Origin of the sequence: Cytobacillus sp. OWB-43, from assembly GCF_034651445.1 — a bacterium.
Lineage (GTDB): Bacteria > Bacillota > Bacilli > Bacillales > Cytobacillaceae > Cytobacillus > Cytobacillus kochii.
In genome coordinates, this window is record NZ_JAYEFF010000003.1 from 201,185 (window position 1) to 221,564 (window position 20,380).

The 20,380-nt window shown below is 35.4% G+C and carries 23 protein-coding genes; 16 read left to right on the forward strand and 7 right to left on the reverse strand.

Annotation, left to right across the window (positions count from 1 at the left end):
- Positions 1-151: 151 nt before the first annotated feature.
- Complete coding sequence (locus U9M49_RS13675; protein WP_095370259.1) at positions 152-1,597, forward strand: MDR family MFS transporter; 1,446 nt, start codon at positions 152-154, stop codon at positions 1,595-1,597.
- 37 nt (positions 1,598-1,634) lie between these two features.
- Here U9M49_RS13675 and U9M49_RS13680 read toward each other — a convergent pair whose 3' ends face one another.
- Together U9M49_RS13680 and U9M49_RS13685 are read right to left on the reverse strand one after the other, a co-directional pair.
- Entirely contained in the window at positions 1,635-2,069 is a 435-nt protein-coding gene (locus tag U9M49_RS13680) for an organic hydroperoxide resistance protein (RefSeq protein WP_095370258.1), read from the reverse strand.
- Between the two features lie 99 nt (positions 2,070-2,168).
- Positions 2,169-2,750, reverse strand: a complete 582-nt coding sequence (locus U9M49_RS13685) for a TIGR00730 family Rossman fold protein (RefSeq protein WP_322909981.1) — start codon at positions 2,748-2,750, stop codon at positions 2,169-2,171.
- Positions 2,751-2,838: 88 nt separating this feature from the next.
- Between U9M49_RS13685 and U9M49_RS13690 the strand changes: the two genes are divergently transcribed.
- The 6 genes from U9M49_RS13690 to coaA all read left to right on the forward strand — a co-directional run bounded on the left by U9M49_RS13690 (position 2,839) and on the right by coaA (position 7,647).
- The gene (locus U9M49_RS13690; protein WP_322909982.1) at positions 2,839-3,669 is read left to right on the forward strand and encodes a class I SAM-dependent methyltransferase; all 831 of its coding nucleotides are present in this window, start codon (positions 2,839-2,841) and stop codon (positions 3,667-3,669) included.
- A 108-nt stretch (positions 3,670-3,777) separates the two neighbouring features.
- Positions 3,778-4,200, forward strand: a complete 423-nt coding sequence (locus tag U9M49_RS13695; RefSeq protein ID WP_233435294.1) for a CotD family spore coat protein — start codon at positions 3,778-3,780, stop codon at positions 4,198-4,200.
- Positions 4,201-4,376: 176 nt separating this feature from the next.
- Positions 4,377-4,745, forward strand: a complete 369-nt coding sequence (locus U9M49_RS13700; RefSeq protein WP_095370255.1) for a GntR family transcriptional regulator — start codon at positions 4,377-4,379, stop codon at positions 4,743-4,745.
- Complete coding sequence (locus U9M49_RS13705) at positions 4,738-5,613, forward strand: ABC transporter ATP-binding protein (protein ID WP_095370254.1); 876 nt, start codon at positions 4,738-4,740, stop codon at positions 5,611-5,613. Before U9M49_RS13700 ends, U9M49_RS13705 begins: the two co-directional genes overlap by 8 nt.
- A 1-nt stretch (position 5,614) precedes the next feature.
- Positions 5,615-6,331, forward strand: a complete 717-nt coding sequence (locus U9M49_RS13710; protein ID WP_095370253.1) for a hypothetical protein — start codon at positions 5,615-5,617, stop codon at positions 6,329-6,331.
- A 365-nt stretch (positions 6,332-6,696) separates the two neighbouring features.
- The gene (gene coaA / locus U9M49_RS13715; RefSeq protein ID WP_095370252.1) at positions 6,697-7,647 is read left to right on the forward strand and encodes a type I pantothenate kinase; all 951 of its coding nucleotides are present in this window, start codon (positions 6,697-6,699) and stop codon (positions 7,645-7,647) included.
- A 64-nt stretch (positions 7,648-7,711) separates the two neighbouring features.
- On the opposite strand, the gene U9M49_RS13720 is transcribed toward coaA, so the two are convergent.
- Complete coding sequence (locus tag U9M49_RS13720; RefSeq protein ID WP_095370251.1) at positions 7,712-8,377, reverse strand: O-methyltransferase; 666 nt, start codon at positions 8,375-8,377, stop codon at positions 7,712-7,714.
- Between the two features lie 124 nt (positions 8,378-8,501).
- Here U9M49_RS13720 and U9M49_RS13725 point away from each other — a divergent pair, with 124 nt between their 5' ends.
- The 7 genes from U9M49_RS13725 to U9M49_RS13755 all read left to right on the forward strand — a co-directional run bounded on the left by U9M49_RS13725 (position 8,502) and on the right by U9M49_RS13755 (position 13,238).
- On the forward strand, positions 8,502-9,398 hold the full coding sequence (locus U9M49_RS13725) for a LysR family transcriptional regulator (RefSeq protein WP_322909983.1): 897 nt from the start codon (positions 8,502-8,504) through the stop codon (positions 9,396-9,398).
- A gap of 87 nt (positions 9,399-9,485) precedes the next feature.
- Positions 9,486-10,412: an AEC family transporter gene (locus U9M49_RS13730; RefSeq protein ID WP_322909984.1), complete on the forward strand. Its 927-nt coding sequence runs from the start codon at positions 9,486-9,488 to the stop codon at positions 10,410-10,412.
- Positions 10,413-10,658: 246 nt separating this feature from the next.
- Positions 10,659-11,240: a TetR/AcrR family transcriptional regulator gene (locus U9M49_RS13735; protein ID WP_322909985.1), complete on the forward strand. Its 582-nt coding sequence runs from the start codon at positions 10,659-10,661 to the stop codon at positions 11,238-11,240.
- A gap of 15 nt (positions 11,241-11,255) precedes the next feature.
- Positions 11,256-11,951 (forward strand): DsbA family oxidoreductase, encoded by a 696-nt coding sequence (locus U9M49_RS13740; RefSeq protein ID WP_322909986.1) that lies wholly within the window; start codon positions 11,256-11,258, stop codon positions 11,949-11,951.
- A gap of 26 nt (positions 11,952-11,977) precedes the next feature.
- Positions 11,978-12,433, forward strand: a complete 456-nt coding sequence (locus U9M49_RS13745) for a DinB family protein (protein ID WP_095370246.1) — start codon at positions 11,978-11,980, stop codon at positions 12,431-12,433.
- Between the two features lie 136 nt (positions 12,434-12,569).
- Complete coding sequence (locus tag U9M49_RS13750; protein WP_095370245.1) at positions 12,570-13,025, forward strand: N-acetyltransferase; 456 nt, start codon at positions 12,570-12,572, stop codon at positions 13,023-13,025.
- Between the two features lie 84 nt (positions 13,026-13,109).
- Positions 13,110-13,238 carry a hypothetical protein gene (locus U9M49_RS13755; RefSeq protein WP_263624095.1) on the forward strand — a complete coding sequence of 43 codons (129 nt, stop codon included), beginning with the start codon at positions 13,110-13,112 and terminating at the stop codon, positions 13,236-13,238.
- A gap of 266 nt (positions 13,239-13,504) precedes the next feature.
- Here the strand turns inward: U9M49_RS13755 and erm are convergent, their stop codons facing one another.
- The gene (erm, locus tag U9M49_RS13760; RefSeq protein ID WP_224935020.1) at positions 13,505-14,362 is read right to left on the reverse strand and encodes a 23S ribosomal RNA methyltransferase Erm; all 858 of its coding nucleotides are present in this window, start codon (positions 14,360-14,362) and stop codon (positions 13,505-13,507) included.
- A 665-nt stretch (positions 14,363-15,027) separates the two neighbouring features.
- Between erm and U9M49_RS13765 the strand changes: the two genes are divergently transcribed.
- Positions 15,028-15,789: a kanamycin nucleotidyltransferase C-terminal domain-containing protein gene (locus tag U9M49_RS13765; RefSeq protein WP_095370241.1), complete on the forward strand. Its 762-nt coding sequence runs from the start codon at positions 15,028-15,030 to the stop codon at positions 15,787-15,789.
- A gap of 47 nt (positions 15,790-15,836) precedes the next feature.
- Here the strand turns inward: U9M49_RS13765 and U9M49_RS13770 are convergent, their stop codons facing one another.
- Both U9M49_RS13770 and U9M49_RS13775 read right to left on the reverse strand, forming a co-directional pair.
- Positions 15,837-16,703 (reverse strand): sulfite exporter TauE/SafE family protein, encoded by an 867-nt coding sequence (locus tag U9M49_RS13770; RefSeq protein WP_095370240.1) that lies wholly within the window; start codon positions 16,701-16,703, stop codon positions 15,837-15,839.
- 199 nt (positions 16,704-16,902) lie between these two features.
- Complete coding sequence (locus U9M49_RS13775; RefSeq protein ID WP_322909987.1) at positions 16,903-17,949, reverse strand: 2,3-butanediol dehydrogenase; 1,047 nt, start codon at positions 17,947-17,949, stop codon at positions 16,903-16,905.
- 128 nt (positions 17,950-18,077) lie between these two features.
- Between U9M49_RS13775 and U9M49_RS13780 the strand changes: the two genes are divergently transcribed.
- Complete coding sequence (locus U9M49_RS13780) at positions 18,078-18,998, forward strand: LysR family transcriptional regulator (protein WP_322909988.1); 921 nt, start codon at positions 18,078-18,080, stop codon at positions 18,996-18,998.
- Between the two features lie 239 nt (positions 18,999-19,237).
- Here U9M49_RS13780 and sat read toward each other — a convergent pair whose 3' ends face one another.
- A complete protein-coding gene (sat, locus tag U9M49_RS13785) occupies positions 19,238-20,380 on the reverse strand; it encodes a sulfate adenylyltransferase (protein WP_322909989.1) in 1,143 nt (380 codons plus the stop codon).

Sequence of the window (20,380 nt, forward strand, 5' to 3'; positions counted from 1 at the left end):
CACTAAAAGGAAATTGACTTTTCTATAGAGACGAAAGTGGCATATATTTGCAAATTGAAAAGATGAGCTAACTGATAGGCAAATTCGGCGTGAATCATGTAGAATAGGAGGGATGGTGTTTTATTCGAGATATTATAGAAGGAGAAAGAAAATGACAGAGAAGATAAATGATTTACAACAAGTCGAGATCAAGCCTTTGCCGATTGCAATTGTGTTAATGATTGCTGCTTTTATTGGATTATTTAGTGAAACGGCACTTAACATGGCTTTTACGAATATTATGGTGGACTATCAGATTGAACCTCATGCGGTTCAGTGGCTGACAACAGGGTTTTTATTAGTACTTGGTGTTTTAGTACCAGTTTCGGGATTACTTATTCAATGGTTCAGTACGAGGCAATTATTCGCTGCTTCCCTTATATTCTCGATTATTGGTACATTGATTGGCGCGTTATCAATCAGTTTTCCTATGCTATTAATATGTCGTGTGATCCAAGCGATAGGGACAGCATTGCTATTACCATTAATGACGAATGTGATCCTACTTATTTTCCCTGCGAATAAGCGTGGAAGTGTGATGGGACTTATGGGCTTAGTCATTATGTGTGCACCTGCTATCGGTCCGACCATTTCAGGGTTATTAATTGATCAATGGGGATGGCATTCTATATTTTGGTTATCATTACCTATATTAATCATTACTTTAGTTGTTGGAATGGCTTTTATGCAAAATGTTTCTACCATTACGAAGCCCCGAATTGATTTTGTTTCATTGTTATTATCGACGATTGGTTTTGGTGGCGTTGTATACGGGTTTAGTAGTGCAGGAGAGGGAAATGGTTCGTGGGTTAGTCCTTTGGTACTCTTACCAATTGTAATTGGTGTAATTAGTTTATTGTTATTCTCTATCCGCCAGTTACGTAGTCCAGAGCCAATGCTCGATTTACGTGTTTTCGCTCATCCAATGTTTTCTTTAGGAACCATTATGGTTTTCTTATGTATGATGATGATTTTATCGTCTGCTATCCTATTACCACTCTACTTAAAAGGTGGATTATTACTAACTGCACTAGCAGCAGGTCTTGTATTACTACCAGGTGGTTTAATTAACGGTTTAATGTCTCCAGTTACAGGGCGACTTTTTGACCGGTTTGGTCCAAGGTATTTAATTATACCTGGTTTCGTTTTAACAACGATTATGACCTTTTTATTTACTAGAGTAACGACGGAAACGAGTTCAGCTTTGATTATTTTCCTTCATACGGTGATGTTAATCGGCGTGGCGATGATTATGATGCCAGCTCAAACGAATGGATTAAATCAGCTGTCAAGAAGGCATTATCCAGATGGATCAGCTATTATGAATACACTATCGCAAATTGCTGGTGCTATTGGTACTGCCGTTGCTATTAGTTTAATGGCAGCAGGCCAATCCAGCTATATACCTAAAGAAGGTATGGCAAATACAGCTATCGCAGCTGAAGCACTAACAACTGGTGTTCAAACAGCGTTTTATCTTGGGCTAATTGCTTCAATCATCGGACTGGTTTTATCTTTCTTTGTAAAAAGAGTATATGTTGAGGATGAAACAAAATAAAACTCGCCATTTGGCGAGTTTTTTTAACTTTGATTTACTATAATTGTTCTACTGCATGCGGTTCTAAGATGACTTCGATGTTATTGCGTACAGCTTTAGAATACGGACAAGTTTCATGCGCTTTATGAACCAGTTTTTCTAATGTCGCTTGATCGGTTCCTTTTGCTTTAATATTTAATTTCACTTGTAAGCTATAGCCTTCTTTTTCATCCTTAAAGAGACTGACATTGCCAATTACTTCCGTATCTATCGGTGTCCGATCCATTTTAGATACACCTTGCAGGGCACTTTCAAAGCAAGCAGCATATCCTGCAGCGAATAATTGTTCTGGATTTGTCGCTTCGGGCATTTCTTTCGCTCTAGGTGTTCCTGGCATTGCTATTGCGACATTAAAGTTACCATCCTCCGATACCGCTGTACCTTCTCGACCACCACTTACTGTAACTGTTGCTGTAAATAATTTCTTAGCCATTTGGATCGTCTCCTTTTTAGAAATAGATTGTACTATATATATAACCTTTTTTTGATGAGTTACACATTTTTTTTAAAATCTATTCAAAAAAATGAGGGTTTAAGTTTGGCTCTTTCTAATAAATGTTTTGACCTCAGGAGGCGTATAAGTATAAAATTGCTGAATTAAATCAGCAGGACTCTCGCTAACTAGTGCCATTTTTAAAAATTTGTCCTGTAAAAATTGTTGTTCATTCATATGAGCAATCAGTGAAATTAAGAGGTCAAAATAGTGATCAATATTGAGGATACCAATAGGTTTTTGATGTAATCCTAACTGTCCCCAAGTAAATACTTCAAAAAATTCTTCTAATGTTCCGCAGCCACCTGGAAGCATAATAAATCCATCGGCAAGTTCTTCCATTTTATGTTTTCTTTCATGCATAGAATCAACGATGACTAGATCACTTAAGTTCGGATGGGCAATTTCTTTATCTTGAAGGAATTTAGGAATGACACCAATTACTTTTCCGCCGTTGGCTAATGTACTATCTGCTACTGCCCCCATTAAACCAATACTTGAACCGCCATATATGAGTGTGATGCTTCTTTTAGCTAATTGCTCTCCTAAAACCTGTGCCCCTTTCATATAAGAGGGATGTGCCCCTTGGCTTGAACCACAAAAGACTGCGAGTGCTTGCAAATTTTTCTACCCCCTTTTTATTTAATGAAGTATACTTATCTAAAGTATAGCAAATATTCTTATAAAATTTGAAGCGGCAGGTGGACCTATGAATGGTGTCGACATCATTACAGATTGTATGGCGACAAATTTTGAAATACAAAAGGTACAAACAGTACATCGGTTGAAATTGGCAGAATTTTGGGGCATTAAAGAAGGCGATCGTGTTTTAGAAATAGGTAGTGGCCAAGGTGACACCACAGCAGTACTAGCTTATTTAGTCGGTGAGGAAGGGTTTGTTCACGGTATTGATATTGCTTCTCCTACTTATGGAACCCCTATTACACTCGGTGAATCCATATCTTATTTGTTAAATTCAAAAATTGGCAAACAAATTCATATCGATTTCCATATGGATTTATTATCTGACCAAATTGAGTTCTTGGAAAAATCTTTTGATCATATCGTTTTTTCACATTGTGCATGGTATATGAACTCAATTGAGGAGTTTGCCGCATTAATGAAAAAAGTGAAAAAATGGGAAAAGAACCTATGTTTCGCTGAGTGGGATACGAGAATAAGTGTAGTTGAACAGTATCCACATTTATTATCAGTTCTCATTCAGGCACAATATGAGTCTTTCAAAAAAGAGAGTGACGCTAATATTCGTACATTGTTTACCCCTTTTGATATACAAAAAGTGGTGAGGGAGGCAGGCTGGGATATAGAGAAAGAACATATTATTTTCTCACCAGAGCTGCAAGATGCAAAATGGGAAGTGACTAAATTAGTAAGGGACTTGCATACTGAGTTAGAGCAATTAGGAGAAATACCTGAAAAGCTAAGGTCGCTTATCTTGTCACAAATGTCCATGTTAGAAGATTTTCGCGTGACGAATGAAATCACGCCATTATCTGTTTATGCGTTTACAGCTAAATAGCAATTGGACCGAATGAAATTTCTGTACTTAATATAGGTGTTTGTATTAGACAACTTATCACCTTCCAACATACCTTATTAAGGAATAAAACAGAATGGAGGTCTTAGCGTGAGCTATAAACAATGGAATAACCCAAATCAGGTGGCAGGTGCGCAATCGGGTGCACAATTGCCTCATCAAGTGGCAGGTGCGCAAACAGGTGCACAATTGCCTCACCAAGTAGCAGGTGCTCAAACTGGTCCATGGGGTGGTCAACCGCAATTCTTATCCCCATCTCATTCACCAGCACAACAAGGTCCAACTCAAGTTTCTCCAACTCAGCAATATGTAAAGCCGAATTATTCAAACACAAATATCAATCATGTACACCCTAGTCATACTACAAATGTTAATAAACACTGTATTACGCACAAACATTACTTCCCACACACTGAATCCGTTGTAAATGAGTGTAAAGAACAACATATCATGTGTGGTCAGCCTTACAACCCTTGTCAAACAGGCGGTTGGGGTCCTAAAAGACCTTGGTAAATTTTTTTGAGAACTGTCATTAATGGCAGTTCTTTTTTATTTTTCTTATATTTTCTTGATAGTGATCAAAAGGTTATTACAAATAGTATTCACGTTGACTTTACAAGGTACATAAAATGATGTATAGTTGGTTACACGAGTAATCAACCTATCAACTAGGTAGGAAGGGGTTAAAAGTGAAATCAGTCTTTGATGATTCTAAGCCAATATTTCAACAATTGGCGGAAACGATAGCAGATGATATTGTTGATGGTCACTTAAAAGAGGGAGATCAAGTACCTTCGACGACAGAGCTTTCTCAGTTTTATCAAATCAATCGAGCAACAGCACAAAAAGGTTTAGGGCTTCTTGTAGATAAGGAGCTGGTATTTAAACAGCGAGGTGTTGGTATGTTTGTAGCGAAAGGAGCGAAGGCGTTGTTATTAAAAGAAAGGCAAGCAGATTTCTATAAACAATATGTGCTACCTATGTTAGATGAAGCGAAGCGCATCCATTTAAAAGAAGAAGAAATTCTTCGACTTATAAGGGGGGGGAATAATGATTAAGATTCAAGGGATCGATTTTAACTACGGATCCACACTTGCTTTAAAGAATGTAAACTTAGTAGAAGAAGAGCCCATTATTATGGGACTTTGGGGTCGGAATGGCGCAGGTAAAACGACATTAATGAAGCTGTTGGCAGGTTTGGAGAAACCCAAAAATGGCGTCATTGATATTCATGGAATCTCGCCCTACAATCATTCAGAAGGGATGAAGTATATTGCTTATATGCAGGAAAATCATCCGTTTTCTGAGTTTTGGAATGTGAAAGATGCATTAATGTTTGGAGCGTATTTCAATCCAAATTGGGATCAGCAATATGCTGAAGAGCTGGTGGAATTATTTGAATTACCTAAGAAGAAGCTGATAAGGAAATTTTCTAAAGGGATGCAAACAATGATAAAAATCGTCATTGGCTTGGCTAGTAAGGCGCCAGTAACAATTATGGATGAACCGACAAATGGGTTAGACGCATTTAGAAGAAAACAATTCTATGATGTATTGTTAGAGACATATGAAGACCATCCACGTTTGTTTATACTTTCCTCTCATCATATAGAGGAAATTGAACCACTATGTGAGAAAATAGCTGTTATTCATAACAAAACATTAGCTAGTTATACCGATACGGAAGAGTTAAAGCGAAGGGGGCTCATGTTAACTGGGCCTGTAGAAGAAGTGCAAAAGCTAGTGCAGAGTCACCACCAAATACTTCAACAGAAAAAGTTACGTAACCAAATGCAAGTAATGATTGATGATGTAATAACAGATGAATGGCACACAATCGCGAATGCAAATAAGGTTCGTCTAGAAAATGTTTCGTTGCAAGACTATCTGGTGCAAAAAACAATGACGCAGGAAGGGAGAGATTAACATGTTCTCTACATTTAATGGACCGTTTAAATTAATGTTCGAAGATTTGAAGAAACAGACAATTATTATTCTCTCTATTACTGTGAGCATACTTATTCTATTTTCTATTAGTGGCTATTTAATTGGTGAGAATTTCACTGGTGCGATTTTTGGACCTATATATGGATTTTTTCTCATTTATCCGTTTTTACTCTATAATAAAACATATAAGTATGTTCTTTCACTAGGAGGAACAAGGCGGCAGTATCTTTTAAGTACAATAATTAATACAGTTTTATTTATCTGTATTAATACGGCTTTTCTTAATGTGATGTATCAGTTAAATTTATATTTATCAGAGAACAATGTTAATCCAGTTCAATTGCAACATGTTGGCTTATTATTTCAAAGTGATAATCCAGTTCTTTATTGGTGGGCTGATGTTGTGCTGTGTGTGTTTTTATTTGGTGTCTTATTATTAGTCAATAGTCTATGGTTTTATTTAGGTACAATTAGGCTATTAATTGGGATAACGATTTTCGGTGGCATATTGGTTGTTTGGTTTACAAATGAAGGAATGGGTAAAATAATTGACTTATTTATTAATCATTTACTTACATTCATTCACATATTAGGATTCGCTGGTTTATGCGGTATGGCTTTATCCTACTTGATTATGCGAAACGGCCCACTGGAAAGAGGTGGCCATTTAGTAGGGATAAGATTAAAGAATAATTAACAATTATATTGAAAAAGGTACTGCATGTCGCAGTGCTTTTTTTTCGATGATATATAGTGAACACCTAACAACAATGAGAATGAGGGGTGAAACCATATAAGACATGTAAGAAAAAGACGAAAATTAAGGTTAGATATGGTAATTGGAATGTGGAGTGAAAGAATGGGGAAAGTAATGACGATATGATTAAAATCTTATATTCGGAGTAAAGTAAGAAGCATAGTGACGTTGTAGTACGGGATAATAGATAAACGCTTGAAAAATCGATTTTTTCCATTTGGAAAAATAAAAAAGCTGAAAAAACTGTATGATATGTTAAAATAAACTCAAGAATTGAAAATGTTAAGGTTAGTGAGGACAAAAAGTTGAATAAACAATTAACAAAGGATTACTCACCCTATTTAACTTTTAATCGAAGTGAATGGTCAGCACTCAGTAGGAGATCAACCATTCCTTTAGAGGATTTGGATTTGCAGTCATTACAAGGGGTAAATGACCGATTATCATTGTCAGAAGTAACAGAAGTATATCAGCCTATTTCCCAACTTTTGAATTTGTACTATTTAAATGCAAAAAACATGCATAAAGATAGCAATCATTTCTTACAGATGGAAACAAAGAAGGTTCCTTATATTATTGGTATTGCAGGAAGTGTGGCAGTTGGTAAAAGTACAACGGCTAGAATGATTCAATATTTGATTTCGGAGTGGCCTGAACAGCCTAAGGTAGACCTAGTAACAACGGATGGATTTCTCTACCCAAATGAAATATTAGAATCAAAGGGACTTATGAAGAAGAAAGGCTTCCCAGAAAGTTATGATATTAGTAAGCTCTTCAAGTTTCTTTCTGAATTAAAATCGGGTCAATCAGTTGTGCAGGCACCTGTCTATTCACATTTAACGTATAATATTGTTCGTGATGAGATGCAAACGCTTACGGAGCCTGATATTGTCATTGTTGAAGGAATTAATGTCTTACAGCCACCTAAAAATGTGAGAGGTAAAGATAAGCCCTTTATCTCAGACTTCTTTGACTTCTCTATTTATATCGACGCTGAGGAAGCGAATGTTGAGAAATGGTACAAAGAAAGATTCCAACTACTTAGGAGTACGGCTTTTAAAAATCCGAAATCTTATTTTAATAAGTTTGCCAAAATGAGTGAAGGGGAAGCTTTAGCAATTGCTGACCGAATTTGGAAGGAAACGAATCATACAAATTTAAAGAAGAATATATTACCCACGAAGAACCGTGCTGATTTAATTATTGAAAAAGGCGAAGGCCATAGTGTGACAGAAGTAAAAGTTAGAAAGCTATAAAAGGAATCCCGACAATACCTGTACTAATAAAAAAACTGAGTGATAATCATCACTCAGTTTTTTTCTATTTAACAATGGCTAATACAAATCCGTCGTAACCTTTTTGACCAACTGTTTGTATAGCTGTAGATTCTACTTGGGGATGATTTTCAAGAAGGTCGAAGAAGGAGCGTACACCTTGTATGCGAGGGTCCGTACTATGTTCTTCAATGATTTCTCCATTTCTAACGATATTGTCGGCAATAATTACTGCTCCCTTATTAGCTAATTTTAAGGCCCAATTTAAGTATGCTGGATTATTCTCTTTATCAGCATCGATAAATATTAAATCAAATTGCACTTCTCTTTCATCAAGAATAGGTAATGTTTCTAAAGCTTTACCCTCAATGATTTCAACTTGATCTGAAAATGGAGTCTGTTCAATGTTTTTACGAGCAACATTGGCATATTTTGAATTAGCTTCTAATGTATAAATTTTAGCCCCTTTATTGAGTGCTTTTGCAAACCAAAGACTACTATAGCCTCCAAGGGTGCCAATTTCTAGAATGTTTTTAGGGGAACGTAACTTTGTGATTAAGTAAAGAAGCTTTCCTTGAGTTGGTGATACATCAATGGCAGGTAAGTCTGCTTCCTCATTTGCTCGTAGTATATCTTCGAGCTCACTATCAATAGTAATTAATTTGTCGATTAAGTAATCATCCACATCAGACCACACAATTTTATCTTCCATCATTATCTCCCCTTTTATGAAAAATGTATGTTTCTTTATTTTAAGTATATGTTATGATTTATAATAAAAAAAATATATTATTTTTATAGTTTTATAAATAATAATTATAATAAAGGGTGATTGAATGAACACACATGGATTAAGATTATTTTATCAAGTGGCAAAAATCGGCAGTTTCACTAAAGCGGCTGAGCAATTAAATATTAGCCAACCGGCTGTTTCTAGCCAAATTAAGAAATTCGAACATGAAATTGGTGTGCCTTTATTTCAACAAAATGGTAGAAAAGCCGTTCTTACTGAATTTGGTATAGCTTTGGCTGGTAAAGCAGAGCATTTGTTTTCTTTAGAAAAGCAAATTGAAGCATTTATAGATGATTACCGTAATGGTGAGGAAGGAACGATAAGGATTGCTACCACCTATTTACCTGCAAACTTATTATTACCTAAGTTAGCAGCCAGTTTTAAGCGTGAACATGAAAAGGTCAATTTGGTCATTTCTACAAGTAATACGAAAGATGCTTTTGATCAACTTCAACATTATAAAGCAGATATTGCTATATATGGTGGAATTGGTGAACGCCCGGAGAATGTTGATTGGTACGAATTATTAGAAGATGAACTATGGTTTGTTGTAGGGGCAAATCATCGATTAGCCAATCAAGCGATTAAACTTGAAGAAATGGTCAAAGAGCCATTCATTATGCGAGAAGAAGGCAGTTCCATGCGTGAGCATTTGGTCTCGCTTTGTTATGCTAACCAATTAAATCCGCCGAAGGTTGCCCTGCAATTTGATGGACTAAGTGAAACAATTTCTACGGTCATATCCGGATATGGAGCAAATTTTATTTCCTCACTCGTTGTCAAAGACCATATCAAAAATGGGCAACTAGCAAGGGTTTATGTAGAGGGCGTTTCTGTACAACATAGAATTGCCATTTGTACACGTAAAAACGAGGAACAATCCATCCTTGTCAAACAATTTATTGAGAAATGCAAACAGAACATTAGAAAAAATTATTGAAAAACATAATAAATATTGAATTTACTTATGGCCTAGTGTTGCTTAAGCTAAGAATAGAAGGTTTATAATGGAAAGGTGTTTTTCTATATGACATTTTTTATTGAGATATTCTTGCAAATTATTTTCCCTATTCTTCTTTTATTGGCATTAGGTGCTTTCTTGCAAAGAAAGTTTTCTTTTCAATTGAAGCAACTATCTACGTTAGTAACCAATTGTTTTATGCCAGCAGCTATCTTTTTACATATTTATCGCTCATCTTTTGATGCGAGTTTATTAGGCCAACTGTTGAGCTATTTGTTTATTTTTACGGTGGCTTTAATGATTATCGGGCAAATCATGGCGAAGTGTTTATCTTTAAATAAGGGAGAGGCAGCCACGTTAAAAAATAGTATTTCCTTGATGAATTCTAATAATTATGGTTTGCCTGTGAGTCAACTTGTTTTTACTGTTAATCCACTAGGTGTTTCCGTACAAATTATTATAATTGTAGTGCAAAATATTTTAACCTTTACATATGGTATGTATAATCTTCTTTCAACTAGCCGATCGATAGGTTCACTTCTATTGTCGCTCGTAAAATTGCCTGTGATTCATGCCCTTCTATTAGGATATCTCTTCTTATTATTCAACATCCCTCTTCCCACTTTTATAGAGATTCCTTTAGATCAATTGGCAGCTGGTTTTATTGGTTTAGCTTTATTATTGTTAGGTGCACAGTTATCACAAATACAATTAAAAATGTTTCATCGTGTGATTACGTGGAGCTTAATTGGACGTTTATTATTAGGACCAGCTCTTTCATTTCTTATTATTACACTTCTTGGAATTGAAGGGATTTTAGCACAATCATTATTTATTGCCAGTGCTTTTCCTACTTCAAGAAATACAGCTACAATTGCTCTTGAATATAACGTGGAACCTCAGTTGACTGCTCAAATTGTGCTCTATTCTACATTATTAAGCAGTTTAACTGTATCTTTAGTTATCTATTTATCTTACCTTTTATATGTATAATATAATGGTTTCAATCAACAATTATTTGTTATAGCATGCCGCAATTTTTTGGAAGTATGGCGTCTTCTCCTAAAATTGTAATTATATTTTCAATGCGGGTCATTTAATATTAACCTTTTGCTATAAGGAATTTTTTCTATACAGACCTGCATAGAAAAGGATCTGTTTATATATATGTCGTAACTTTAGTTTTGGACTAATCGGTACTTAATTGGTATACTACATTTATTAAGGAGGGAGGACATTTTGGCTCGTCCATTAAATTTTAATCCGCAATTAAAATTAAAAGCTGTCATGATCTTGTTTTGGAAAAAAGGATATCATGCAACATCTCTCTCTGATCTACAAGAAGTCACCGGTTTAAGTAAAAGTAGTATTTATCAAGCGTACGGTAATAAATATGACTTATTTATAGCCGCCTTTCGTATGTATCATGAGGAACAGCTCAAACAACTTCAGGACATCATACAAAATGGCGATAATGGTTATGAGGCAATAGAAACCTTCTTATTAAAAATTGTTCATGCAGAGGATGGTTTACCATGTGGTTGCATGACAAGCAATGAAGCGATTGAAATGGGTCCACATGATCAAGCGTTTAGTCAGCTCATTAATGAGCAATTTCAAGAAATAGAAGAAGTATTTATTAGTGCTATTGATAGAGGAAAGAAAGATCAATCAATAACTTCGCATACAGACAGCTTGTTGTTGGCGCGGTTTCTTATGGTGATCATTCAAGGTATAAATGTAATGAGCAGTACGAAAACAAATAGTGATCGTGTAATGGATGCAGTATCAGTCACTAAACAAATACTAAAAGGTTTATAGAAAGTAGGGAATAGAATGAAAGTAGAAATTTGGTCAGATATTGCTTGCCCTTTCTGTTATATTGGCAAAAGAAAGTTTGAACATGCACTTGATGGCTTCAATCAAAAAGATGAGGTAGAAGTGGTGTATAAAAGCTTTCAATTGGATCCAAATGCTCCACAAAATACTACAGAAACGATGAATCAAATGCTGGCAAAGAAATACGGCCAGTCTGTTGAGCAAGTTGAACAAATGCAAAAACAAGTAACGGTACAAGCGAATGAGGTAGGCTTAGATTATCATCTAAACGATGCTAAAATGACAAATACCTTAGATGCTCATCGCCTAATCCACCTAGCAAAAGAAAAAGGTAAGATGAGCGAAATGAAAGAGCAATTACTTAAAAGTTATTTTGTCGAAGGAAAACATGTAGGGGAAATAGAATCATTAGTTGATATCGCAGCAGCTGTAGGATTAGATAAAGAAGAGGTAACATCTGTTCTAGCTTCTGATCAATATAAAAAAGAAGTAGAGGCAGATATGCAAGAGGGTGTGCAGTTAGGTGTGCAAGGTGTTCCATTCTTTGTCTTTAATCGCAAGTATGCCGTTTCAGGGGCTCAACCTTCAAATGTTTTTTCTGAAGTATTAACAAAAGTAATCGAAGAGGAAAAGCAAAGCCAACCATTGAATGTAATTAAACAAGGCGATGCTTGCACAGATGGCAGCTGTTAAATTTTATTTTAAGGAGTGTTTAACAAATGAGTGAAGCAATCAAGTATCAACTAGAATTAACAAGAAACAATCTATTAAGAGAAGTAAAAAACATCCCGCAAGATTTATTAGATGTTCAACCTGAAGGCTTCAATAACACAATCCATTGGCATATTGGACATGTTCTAACAGTGACTGAGCAATTCATAATGAATTATCCAAACAACACAGATCATCTTTCTGAGAATTATTTGCAGTTATTTGGTTACGGCACAAAGCCGAGTGATTGGACAGGAGAAGTCCCGTCTGTAAATTTTTTAATTGATCAACTACAAGATCAAATCGTTCGAATAAATAAAATCCCCAATGATGTATTCAATCAAGAATTACCTGAGGCAATATTAGGGCAAAAAACTGTAGGCCAACTAGCAATGTTGTCTGCTTACCATGAAGCAAATCATCTAGGTCAAATTCATGCAATGAAGCGCATAGTTGAAAAATAATAATACAAAGTTGCAGATAGCTTTTTAGCTATCTGTATTTTTTATTTGAATTTTCCCTTTTTTCATATTATTATATTGAATAAAAATCCGTTATGATGTATTTTTATTATATTACACATAAAAGGGGTTCACGGCAATGGAAATTTTAAATGCAGTTAGTACGGATGTGAAACAAATTCATCAATTAATCAAAGTATACGCTGATAAGGGCATTGTCCTGCCAAGGTCATATCTATCACTCTATCAACATTTACAGTGTTTATATGTAATGAAAGAAGAGGGGAAGATTGTCGGCGTTGCCGGTTTACATGTATTGGGAGAAGATCTAGCTGAAATTCGCTCCCTTGTTGTAGATGATCAATATGCGGGTAATGGAATCGGCCGTCTGCTAGTCAATAAAGTGGCAGAAGAAGCTGTGAAATTAGGGATACAAAGGCTTATCTCATTAACCTATGAGCAAGAATTCTTTGCTAAATGTGATTTTACTGTAGTGTCTCGCCATTCACTACCAGAGAAGGTTTGGGTAGATTGTATGTCATGCCCTAAAAATGATGCTTGTGACGAGATTGCCATGATTCGTTTTATCGCTTAAATTTAATGTGAATGCTGCAGTCACTAGCTACTGTAGTAGTTTTTTGGTCTGCTAGTCGGGTTTACACATTATAGGATGTGCGGAATGCACAATTCTCTATTGAAACCCGTTACGGGTGCGGTATTAATTATGATTGCAATCTTAATTGCTGAGCTAAAGCCATCCCTCAATAAAAACCAATCTGCTAAAAAAATTGTACTAAGCGACTCATAAGAAACTCTTTAATTTAAACATTACATGAACACATTGTGAAACTTCGTACTTAAGCAGGGGGCGGGTTTGTTTTAGAAGGGGAAAATATTATTAGATTGATCTAAGGAATGTCTACAAAAGTTAGACATTCCTTAGAGTACAAAATAACTAAAACGAAGAACATCAGGTTTATGGGTCTAATTATTGACATAGGTGTACAATAATTACATTTCAATTTTCAATCATTTCTTTGAATTAGAGAGATAACTCGTTTCTTCCTCAGCCAGTTACTTCTTTTTAACTTTTGGCCATAAAGGTCGTTGAACATAATTAATCATCGTATTGAACACAATCCCCCATTGCGTATTTGTTAAAGAACCAATGGGTGTTCCATTTGAAATACCTAAGCTTTTTTTTATATGTTTTAACTGTGGAAGTGTAAATATTCCTCGCAAAGCAATATCTAAAGGGGCATTAGATTGCTTTAGGGCATATTGTGCCAGTCCAAGGAAAGCTAAATAATATTTTTTCTGGACAATGGGTTCTTTCCTTCTAGTTATTAGAACCATTGCAGAATCTACTTTGGGTGGGGGAGAAAAATTATTTCTTGAGATGTCTTTGATATAGTGTATATCAAACCACATTCTCCAAGCTAACACATAAGAATCTTTGACTGACTTTGAGGTAAAGCGTTTTGCAGCCCCTTTCTCCATTACAATGACCCCTTTTTGAAATCCACTTGATGGATTATTTAAAAGCATCTTCATGATCGGAGTTGTAATGGAGTAGGGTATATTCGAGACAACGACAAAATGCTCATTGGGTAAAAAAACCTTCATAATGTCCTTATGGATAATTTGCGTGTTAATATTCTGTGCCGTTTTTTTCTTTAGAATTTCGACATACTTCAAATCATATTCTACTGCAAGGACCTTTCCTGCACTGTTCGCTAATAATGAGGTTAAAGCTCCTTTCCCAGCTCCTAATTCTAAAACTATATCACTACTATTTATATTTGCTCGTTCAATAATTTCATTAAGTAATTTCTTATTACTCATCAGATGCTGGCCAGAAAAATTGGGGAACTTCATACTTTTTAATTTTTTTTCACAGTATTTATGGGTCTTCTTACTCTTCCTCGTCATACTATCTCTTCCCTTCGAAAATTAATAAATCAAAGGGATCTGCCTGTGATTCAGAGTAGAGGGAAGAAAGCCTATCTTCATAAGATAAGGGGAAATCCTAGATAGTCGCAACCAAATAAACCTACTTTTTGCTAAAAAAGAAAGGTAATCATACGTAAAAAAAGAAAAGCATAACTCAGCCTTTCTTCACATTACATATTTTTTGTAGGAAATGAAGATTATTTAAAAAGGGCAGACTAATCCCGTTTACTCTGTATACACAAAACAGAGCCTTTGAACGTATTAAATTTATGAGTTCAAAGTTGAGATACGAAGTCTGACATATGAATGACCCATTTTTAATAATCCTCCTTATAATAATTTAATGATACATTGTTTATTATAACTCGTTCTTCAAAATAAATCAAAATATTTTGAATTTTTTACCGTGCAAAGTTTTTATGGAAGTTGTATTTTTACTTCACTATCAATATATACCTTCATAGAGCCATAGAGTAAAAAGAGCCAAACTGACAAAGTAAGTTTTCTGCAAAAATGATGACTTATTTTCAAATTTAACCGATAATAGAAGAGAAGTATACCGGTTAATATCATCCTATATTGTGAATGCCTATCCTATTATCATTTTCTAAAGGAAATCTTCAGTCAACGAAAGCAGTGATATCATGTTTTTACTTCCACAACCAACATCTCGAATTGAAAAAGACAGATTCATCGATATTGTGAAGGAACGTTTATTAAAAGTATATGATGAGAAAATCATGGCTATCGGTGTCTATGGCTCATTTGCCCTTGATGAGGATGGTCCTTATTCAGATATAAATTTTCAAGTGATTGTTTTTGATGGACAACGAATCGATGATTTTCAGTTTATTTATCCGCCGTTTAAGGTAACCATTGAGTCGCTGCAAAAACAGCAATATATAACGTCTGCGAAAGAAATAAATTCAGATTGGTCATTAAACGTTGCACGTTTCATACATACGATGCCTATCTATGATCCGATTATGTTTTTCTCAAAAATGAAAAGCATCCCCCTGCAAATATCTAGCTACGAGATAAAAGATGTAATGAAAAAGTGTATGATTGAAGAGTTGTACGTGAAGATGGCTAAAATAAGAAACTTAAGGCTCCTTCAGGATGAAACATCATTGTTGTTAAATGCAGTGGAGTTTTGTGAACAAGGTGCTAAGTTAATTGGCTTAGCTAATCGTTATTATTTTCGTTCAAAAACAAGGATGCTTGAAGAATCATTAGGAATTGCCACCAAACCTCATGGCTATGAACAATTAGTGAAACTTATTCTTCAAAGAGATTGGGACATTAGTGAAATTGTATATGAAGCTTGTGAGCATCTTTGGACTGGAATCAATCAGTGGTTCAATGAACTTGGAATTAACTATCGCTCACATTCTTTTCCATTTTAAAAGTCATCTTCCAAAACGAGAGAAGATGACTTTTTTTGTAATGGAGACTAGTTCTTATTTCTTTTATTCTTGCTGATGACAAAAATAATACCACTAATCCAAAGTAAGAAAATAACGACATAGATTAGATAAATCCATATATCAGGCGTTTGGAAGGTCAATAAGATCGTCCTGGCGTTAGTAAGGACAATAAATCCACCAACGAGTACTCCTAATAGATATGGTGGCAACACTTTAACTAACCAAGCTGCAATAGGAGCAGCAATAATGCCACCGATCATTAAAGCAATGACCCAAGTCCAATTCAGTTCCTCCCAGCCTAAAGCAATGAAAAAACCAACGCTAGCAGACAGTGCAATGGCGAATTCACTAGTATCCACTGTGCCAATTACTTTTCTAGCAGATATCCCTTTTTTGGATAGTAAAACAGGTGTGGCAATTGGTCCCCATCCACCACCACCTGTTGCATCTGCAAAGCCGGCAATAAGTCCAAGTGGAATTGCTTGCTTTCGCGATAAATGTAAAGTTTGTTTTTGTCTTTTTACTTCGTATTGGAAAAGAAACCGAAAAAAAACAAATAAACCTAAAAGAAGTAGAAATCCAGCAATATAAGGTTTAACCACATCACCAGGTAGTTGACTTAAGAAGCAAGCCCCTATAAATGCACCAATTGATCCCGGAATAATTAAACGAAAAACCGCTTGTTTGTCAACATTGCCAAACTTTATGTGTGATGCACCTGAGGCAGCAGTCGTTACAACTTCGGCTAAATGGACAGATGCTGAGGCGACAGCAGGAGCGATTCCAAAAGTAAGTAAAAGAGTTGATGAAGTTACGCCATACGCCATGCCAAGGGAGCCATCTATTAACTGTGCAAAAAAACCAATAAAGGCAAAAATAATTAGTTTCCTCATAGTCCTTCCCCTTTAAAAGTAATCTAATTTAACATATGATTTTTTTGTACAAGAGTGCATGGAAAGTGTATGAGATGAGGTGTTTCTCAAATGGAATACCTCATTTATGGGGAAATGATATAGAGGATTTTGCTAAAGAGAAATGAATCTAAATTCATATAAAAGTAGCCAGCTAAAATAGCTGGCTAGGGTGGTAATGTCATGATTGTTCAGATTTTACTAAAATTTTGACCTGTGCTTTTTCTTTAACCAATGTTTCAAAACCTTCTTCAATTACCTCGTCTAAGGTAATCTTCTTCGTAACGAGTTGGCTGGCTCGGAAGTAGCCTTTTTGCATAAGTGATAATACGGCAGGGAAAACATCACGATATCCGATGATTCCTTTAACAGTCCGTTCTTTCATTACAATATCATTTGGAAGGATCTCTGCCCCTTTTTCCCAAATGCTTACGATAATTGTTTCCCCACCAATTCCAGTAGATTGAATTGCTTGTTTAAGTACAACTGGTACGCCAGTAACTTCAAAAGAGACATTCACACCACCATTAGTTAATCTAGCAATTTCCGCAACAGTGTCATCTACTTCGGCTGGGTTTATTATAGTTGCCCCTAATTCTCTTGCTTTTGCCTGTCGTTCAGGTGAAAGTTCAACAGCATAAATATCTGTTGCGCCAGCGGCTTTTAAAGCTTCTATTACAAGTAAACCGATTGGGCCGCAGCCAAATACAGCTACCTTATCTCCAGCTTTCACTTTACTAGATCGTACTGCATAGAGAGCTACTGCAGCAGGTTCGACAAGGGCTCCTTGTTCAAAAGAGAGATCATCTGGCAGTTTAAAAAGTAGCTCTTCATCAACGGCTACGTATTCACTAAAACCACCGCCACCTCCTGCTAGGCCTAAAAATCCCATTTGTTCGTCTAAGTTATAAGCACCTTGGTGTCCGTGTGTCGCAAAAATTGGTTCTACTACTACTCGGTCACCAACTTTGAGCTTACTTACACTGTCGCCAATTTCGACAATCTCTCCAGAGAATTCATGTCCTAGTGTAATCGGAGCTGTTTCATTTGTTAATGGATGTGGCTTATCAACAGGTATAAAAATAGGTCCGCCTAGATATTCATGTAAATCGCTTCCGCAAATACCGCACCATTTGACTTTTATTTTTACTTGCCCTGATTGAACGATAGGTTCGTCAATATCTTCTAGACGAATGTCTTTTTGGTTATGCCATCTTAATGCTTTCATATCATTACATCCCCTAAATATTTTGTATAATTTGTTACGATTAAAAGTATACAACTAATTTACCTTATGATAAATTTAGTTATTATTAACTAAGGTTAATCAAAACTTAACTAAAGAGGATGCTTCTTATGAATATTGAACAATTGAAATATATTGTTGTGATAGCTAGAACAGGTTCTTTAAAACAAGCAGCAGATGAATTACATTTGACTTTACCTGCATTAAGTCAATCGATTAAAAGTTTAGAAAGTGAATTAAATATTACTTTGTTTCATCGTTCACGAAGGGGATCTGTACCTACTGAGGAAGGGCATAAACTTATCGGAAAAGCAAAGTATGTCCTATTAGCATACCAAGATTTTATTGATGAAGCAGAAGCTTATACAAATACAATGAGTGGGGAAATAAGAGTTGCTACTTACCCTGGCCCCATGGGCATTTTGGTGGAAGTTATTTCAAAACTAAAAATGGATTATCCGGATATTAAAACGGCTGTTTATGAGAATAGTACAGAAGCAATTATTAAAAAAGTTCAAGATGGTGAGGTTGATGTTGGCCTTATTACTTATAACGAGAAGGAAGAACATAAATATCGTACGTTGATCTTTAATAAGTTATTGGATGGACATATGGTAGCTGCAATAAATAAGAATTCTCAACTAACAAAATACAGCCAAATTACTGAAGAAATGCTTAAAGGACAACCAATCATCTTGTATGATGATATTTATATATCTGATTTTATGAAAAGGTTTAATTTACCCGCTTTAGATATTCGTCTTATAACAAATAATATTGATACGATTAAGAATTCACTAGAGAACAATACAGCAATCAACATTGGATTTGATTATGCTTTTAAGACAGATGTCGGTTTATCAAAAAGTAGTGAGTTTGTTATTGTCGATTTCGCTCCCCCGCTTAATAATACGTATGCATTTGGTTATATTTATCATAAGAATAATGGGCTTTCAAGAATTATAAGGGAGTTTATTAAGAGGATGTCCAATAAGCTAAGAACAAATCCTCCAGATAAGCGGATTGATTAATGGCAGCATAGGTAAAGATGAAGGAGGTATTTGCTCAAAGGCGATGGTACTAATTGTTTGAAATCAGCCAGGAACCCTTAGATAAATACTATATACATGATAACTATTTAGAGCTGGTTGAGATTTTAATTCCTGGCTTATAAGGACAAGGTACCAATAGCAAATGCATGTATGAAAGGGTCTACAGAATTTTGAGACGAAGTTATCTCCATGAGGAATGGAAAAACCCAAAACATTCTTTAATCCTTCTTTTTCATAGCATCCATAATTATTTCAATAACCTCTGGCCTACTAAATTGCTTCGGGAGAGTAGTTCCTTGTTTTAACATTTCTCTTACCTTTGTTCCTGAAAGATGAAGGTGTAAAGAAGTATCATGAGGACATGTTTTATGTGAGGCCATGCCATCACATTTAATGCAATAAAAGGTGTGTTCAAAAGGTAATATGGTTATTCCTAGTTCTTCCTTAGGGAATGTTGAAAATATCTTCTGGGCATCATATGTGCCATAATAATCACCAACACCAGCATGGTCTCTGCCAACAATAAAATGTGTACATCCATAATTTTTTCGTGCAATCGCGTGATGAAGTGCTTCTCTTGGGCCCGCGTACCTCATTGCCTGTGGATAAGATGACAATAAAACTCTTTCTTGCGGATAATAATGTGCTAGTAAAACTTGATAGCTTTTCATTCTTATTTCTGCTGGAATATCATCTTTTTTTGTTTCGCCAACAAGGGGATGAAGCAGTAAGCCATCGACTAATTCTAATGCTAATTTTTGAATATATTCATGTGCGCGATGAACGGGGTTTCTTGTTTGAAATCCCACAACCGTCTCCCATCCTTGGGTAGCAATATATTTTCTTACTTCTGCTGGTTCTAATTGAAACCCTTGAAGAAAAGATGGTTTTTTGATTTCTTTTGTCAATGTGACGTTGCCACCCACATAAACTTCACCACGATTAAAAAGTTTGTCGACACCTGGGTGATTGCGGTCGAGTGTTTGATAAATTATACTGGCTTCTTTTTGTTTATCTGGCAGAAAAATATCGTTAATTTCAATATATCCATAAACACAACCATCATAGACTAAATTCGCTTTATCATTGATTTTTAACAACTCGGCTTCTTTTTTTGATAGAGGTAATGTAATTGGAATGCTCCAGATAAGGTGATTGGCTAGTCTCATTTCATGAAGGACAGAATAATAGTCAGCTGAACATAGAAAACCTTCTAAAGGGCTATAAGCACCATTACTAATTAGTTCAAGGTCAGATAAAGAGGTACCATCGAGATTGATATGCTTAGTGATATGGCTCGTGTTTGCATTTATGTTTTTTCTATTTATTAAATGTCCACCATGTGGAATAGAGTTTGTCAT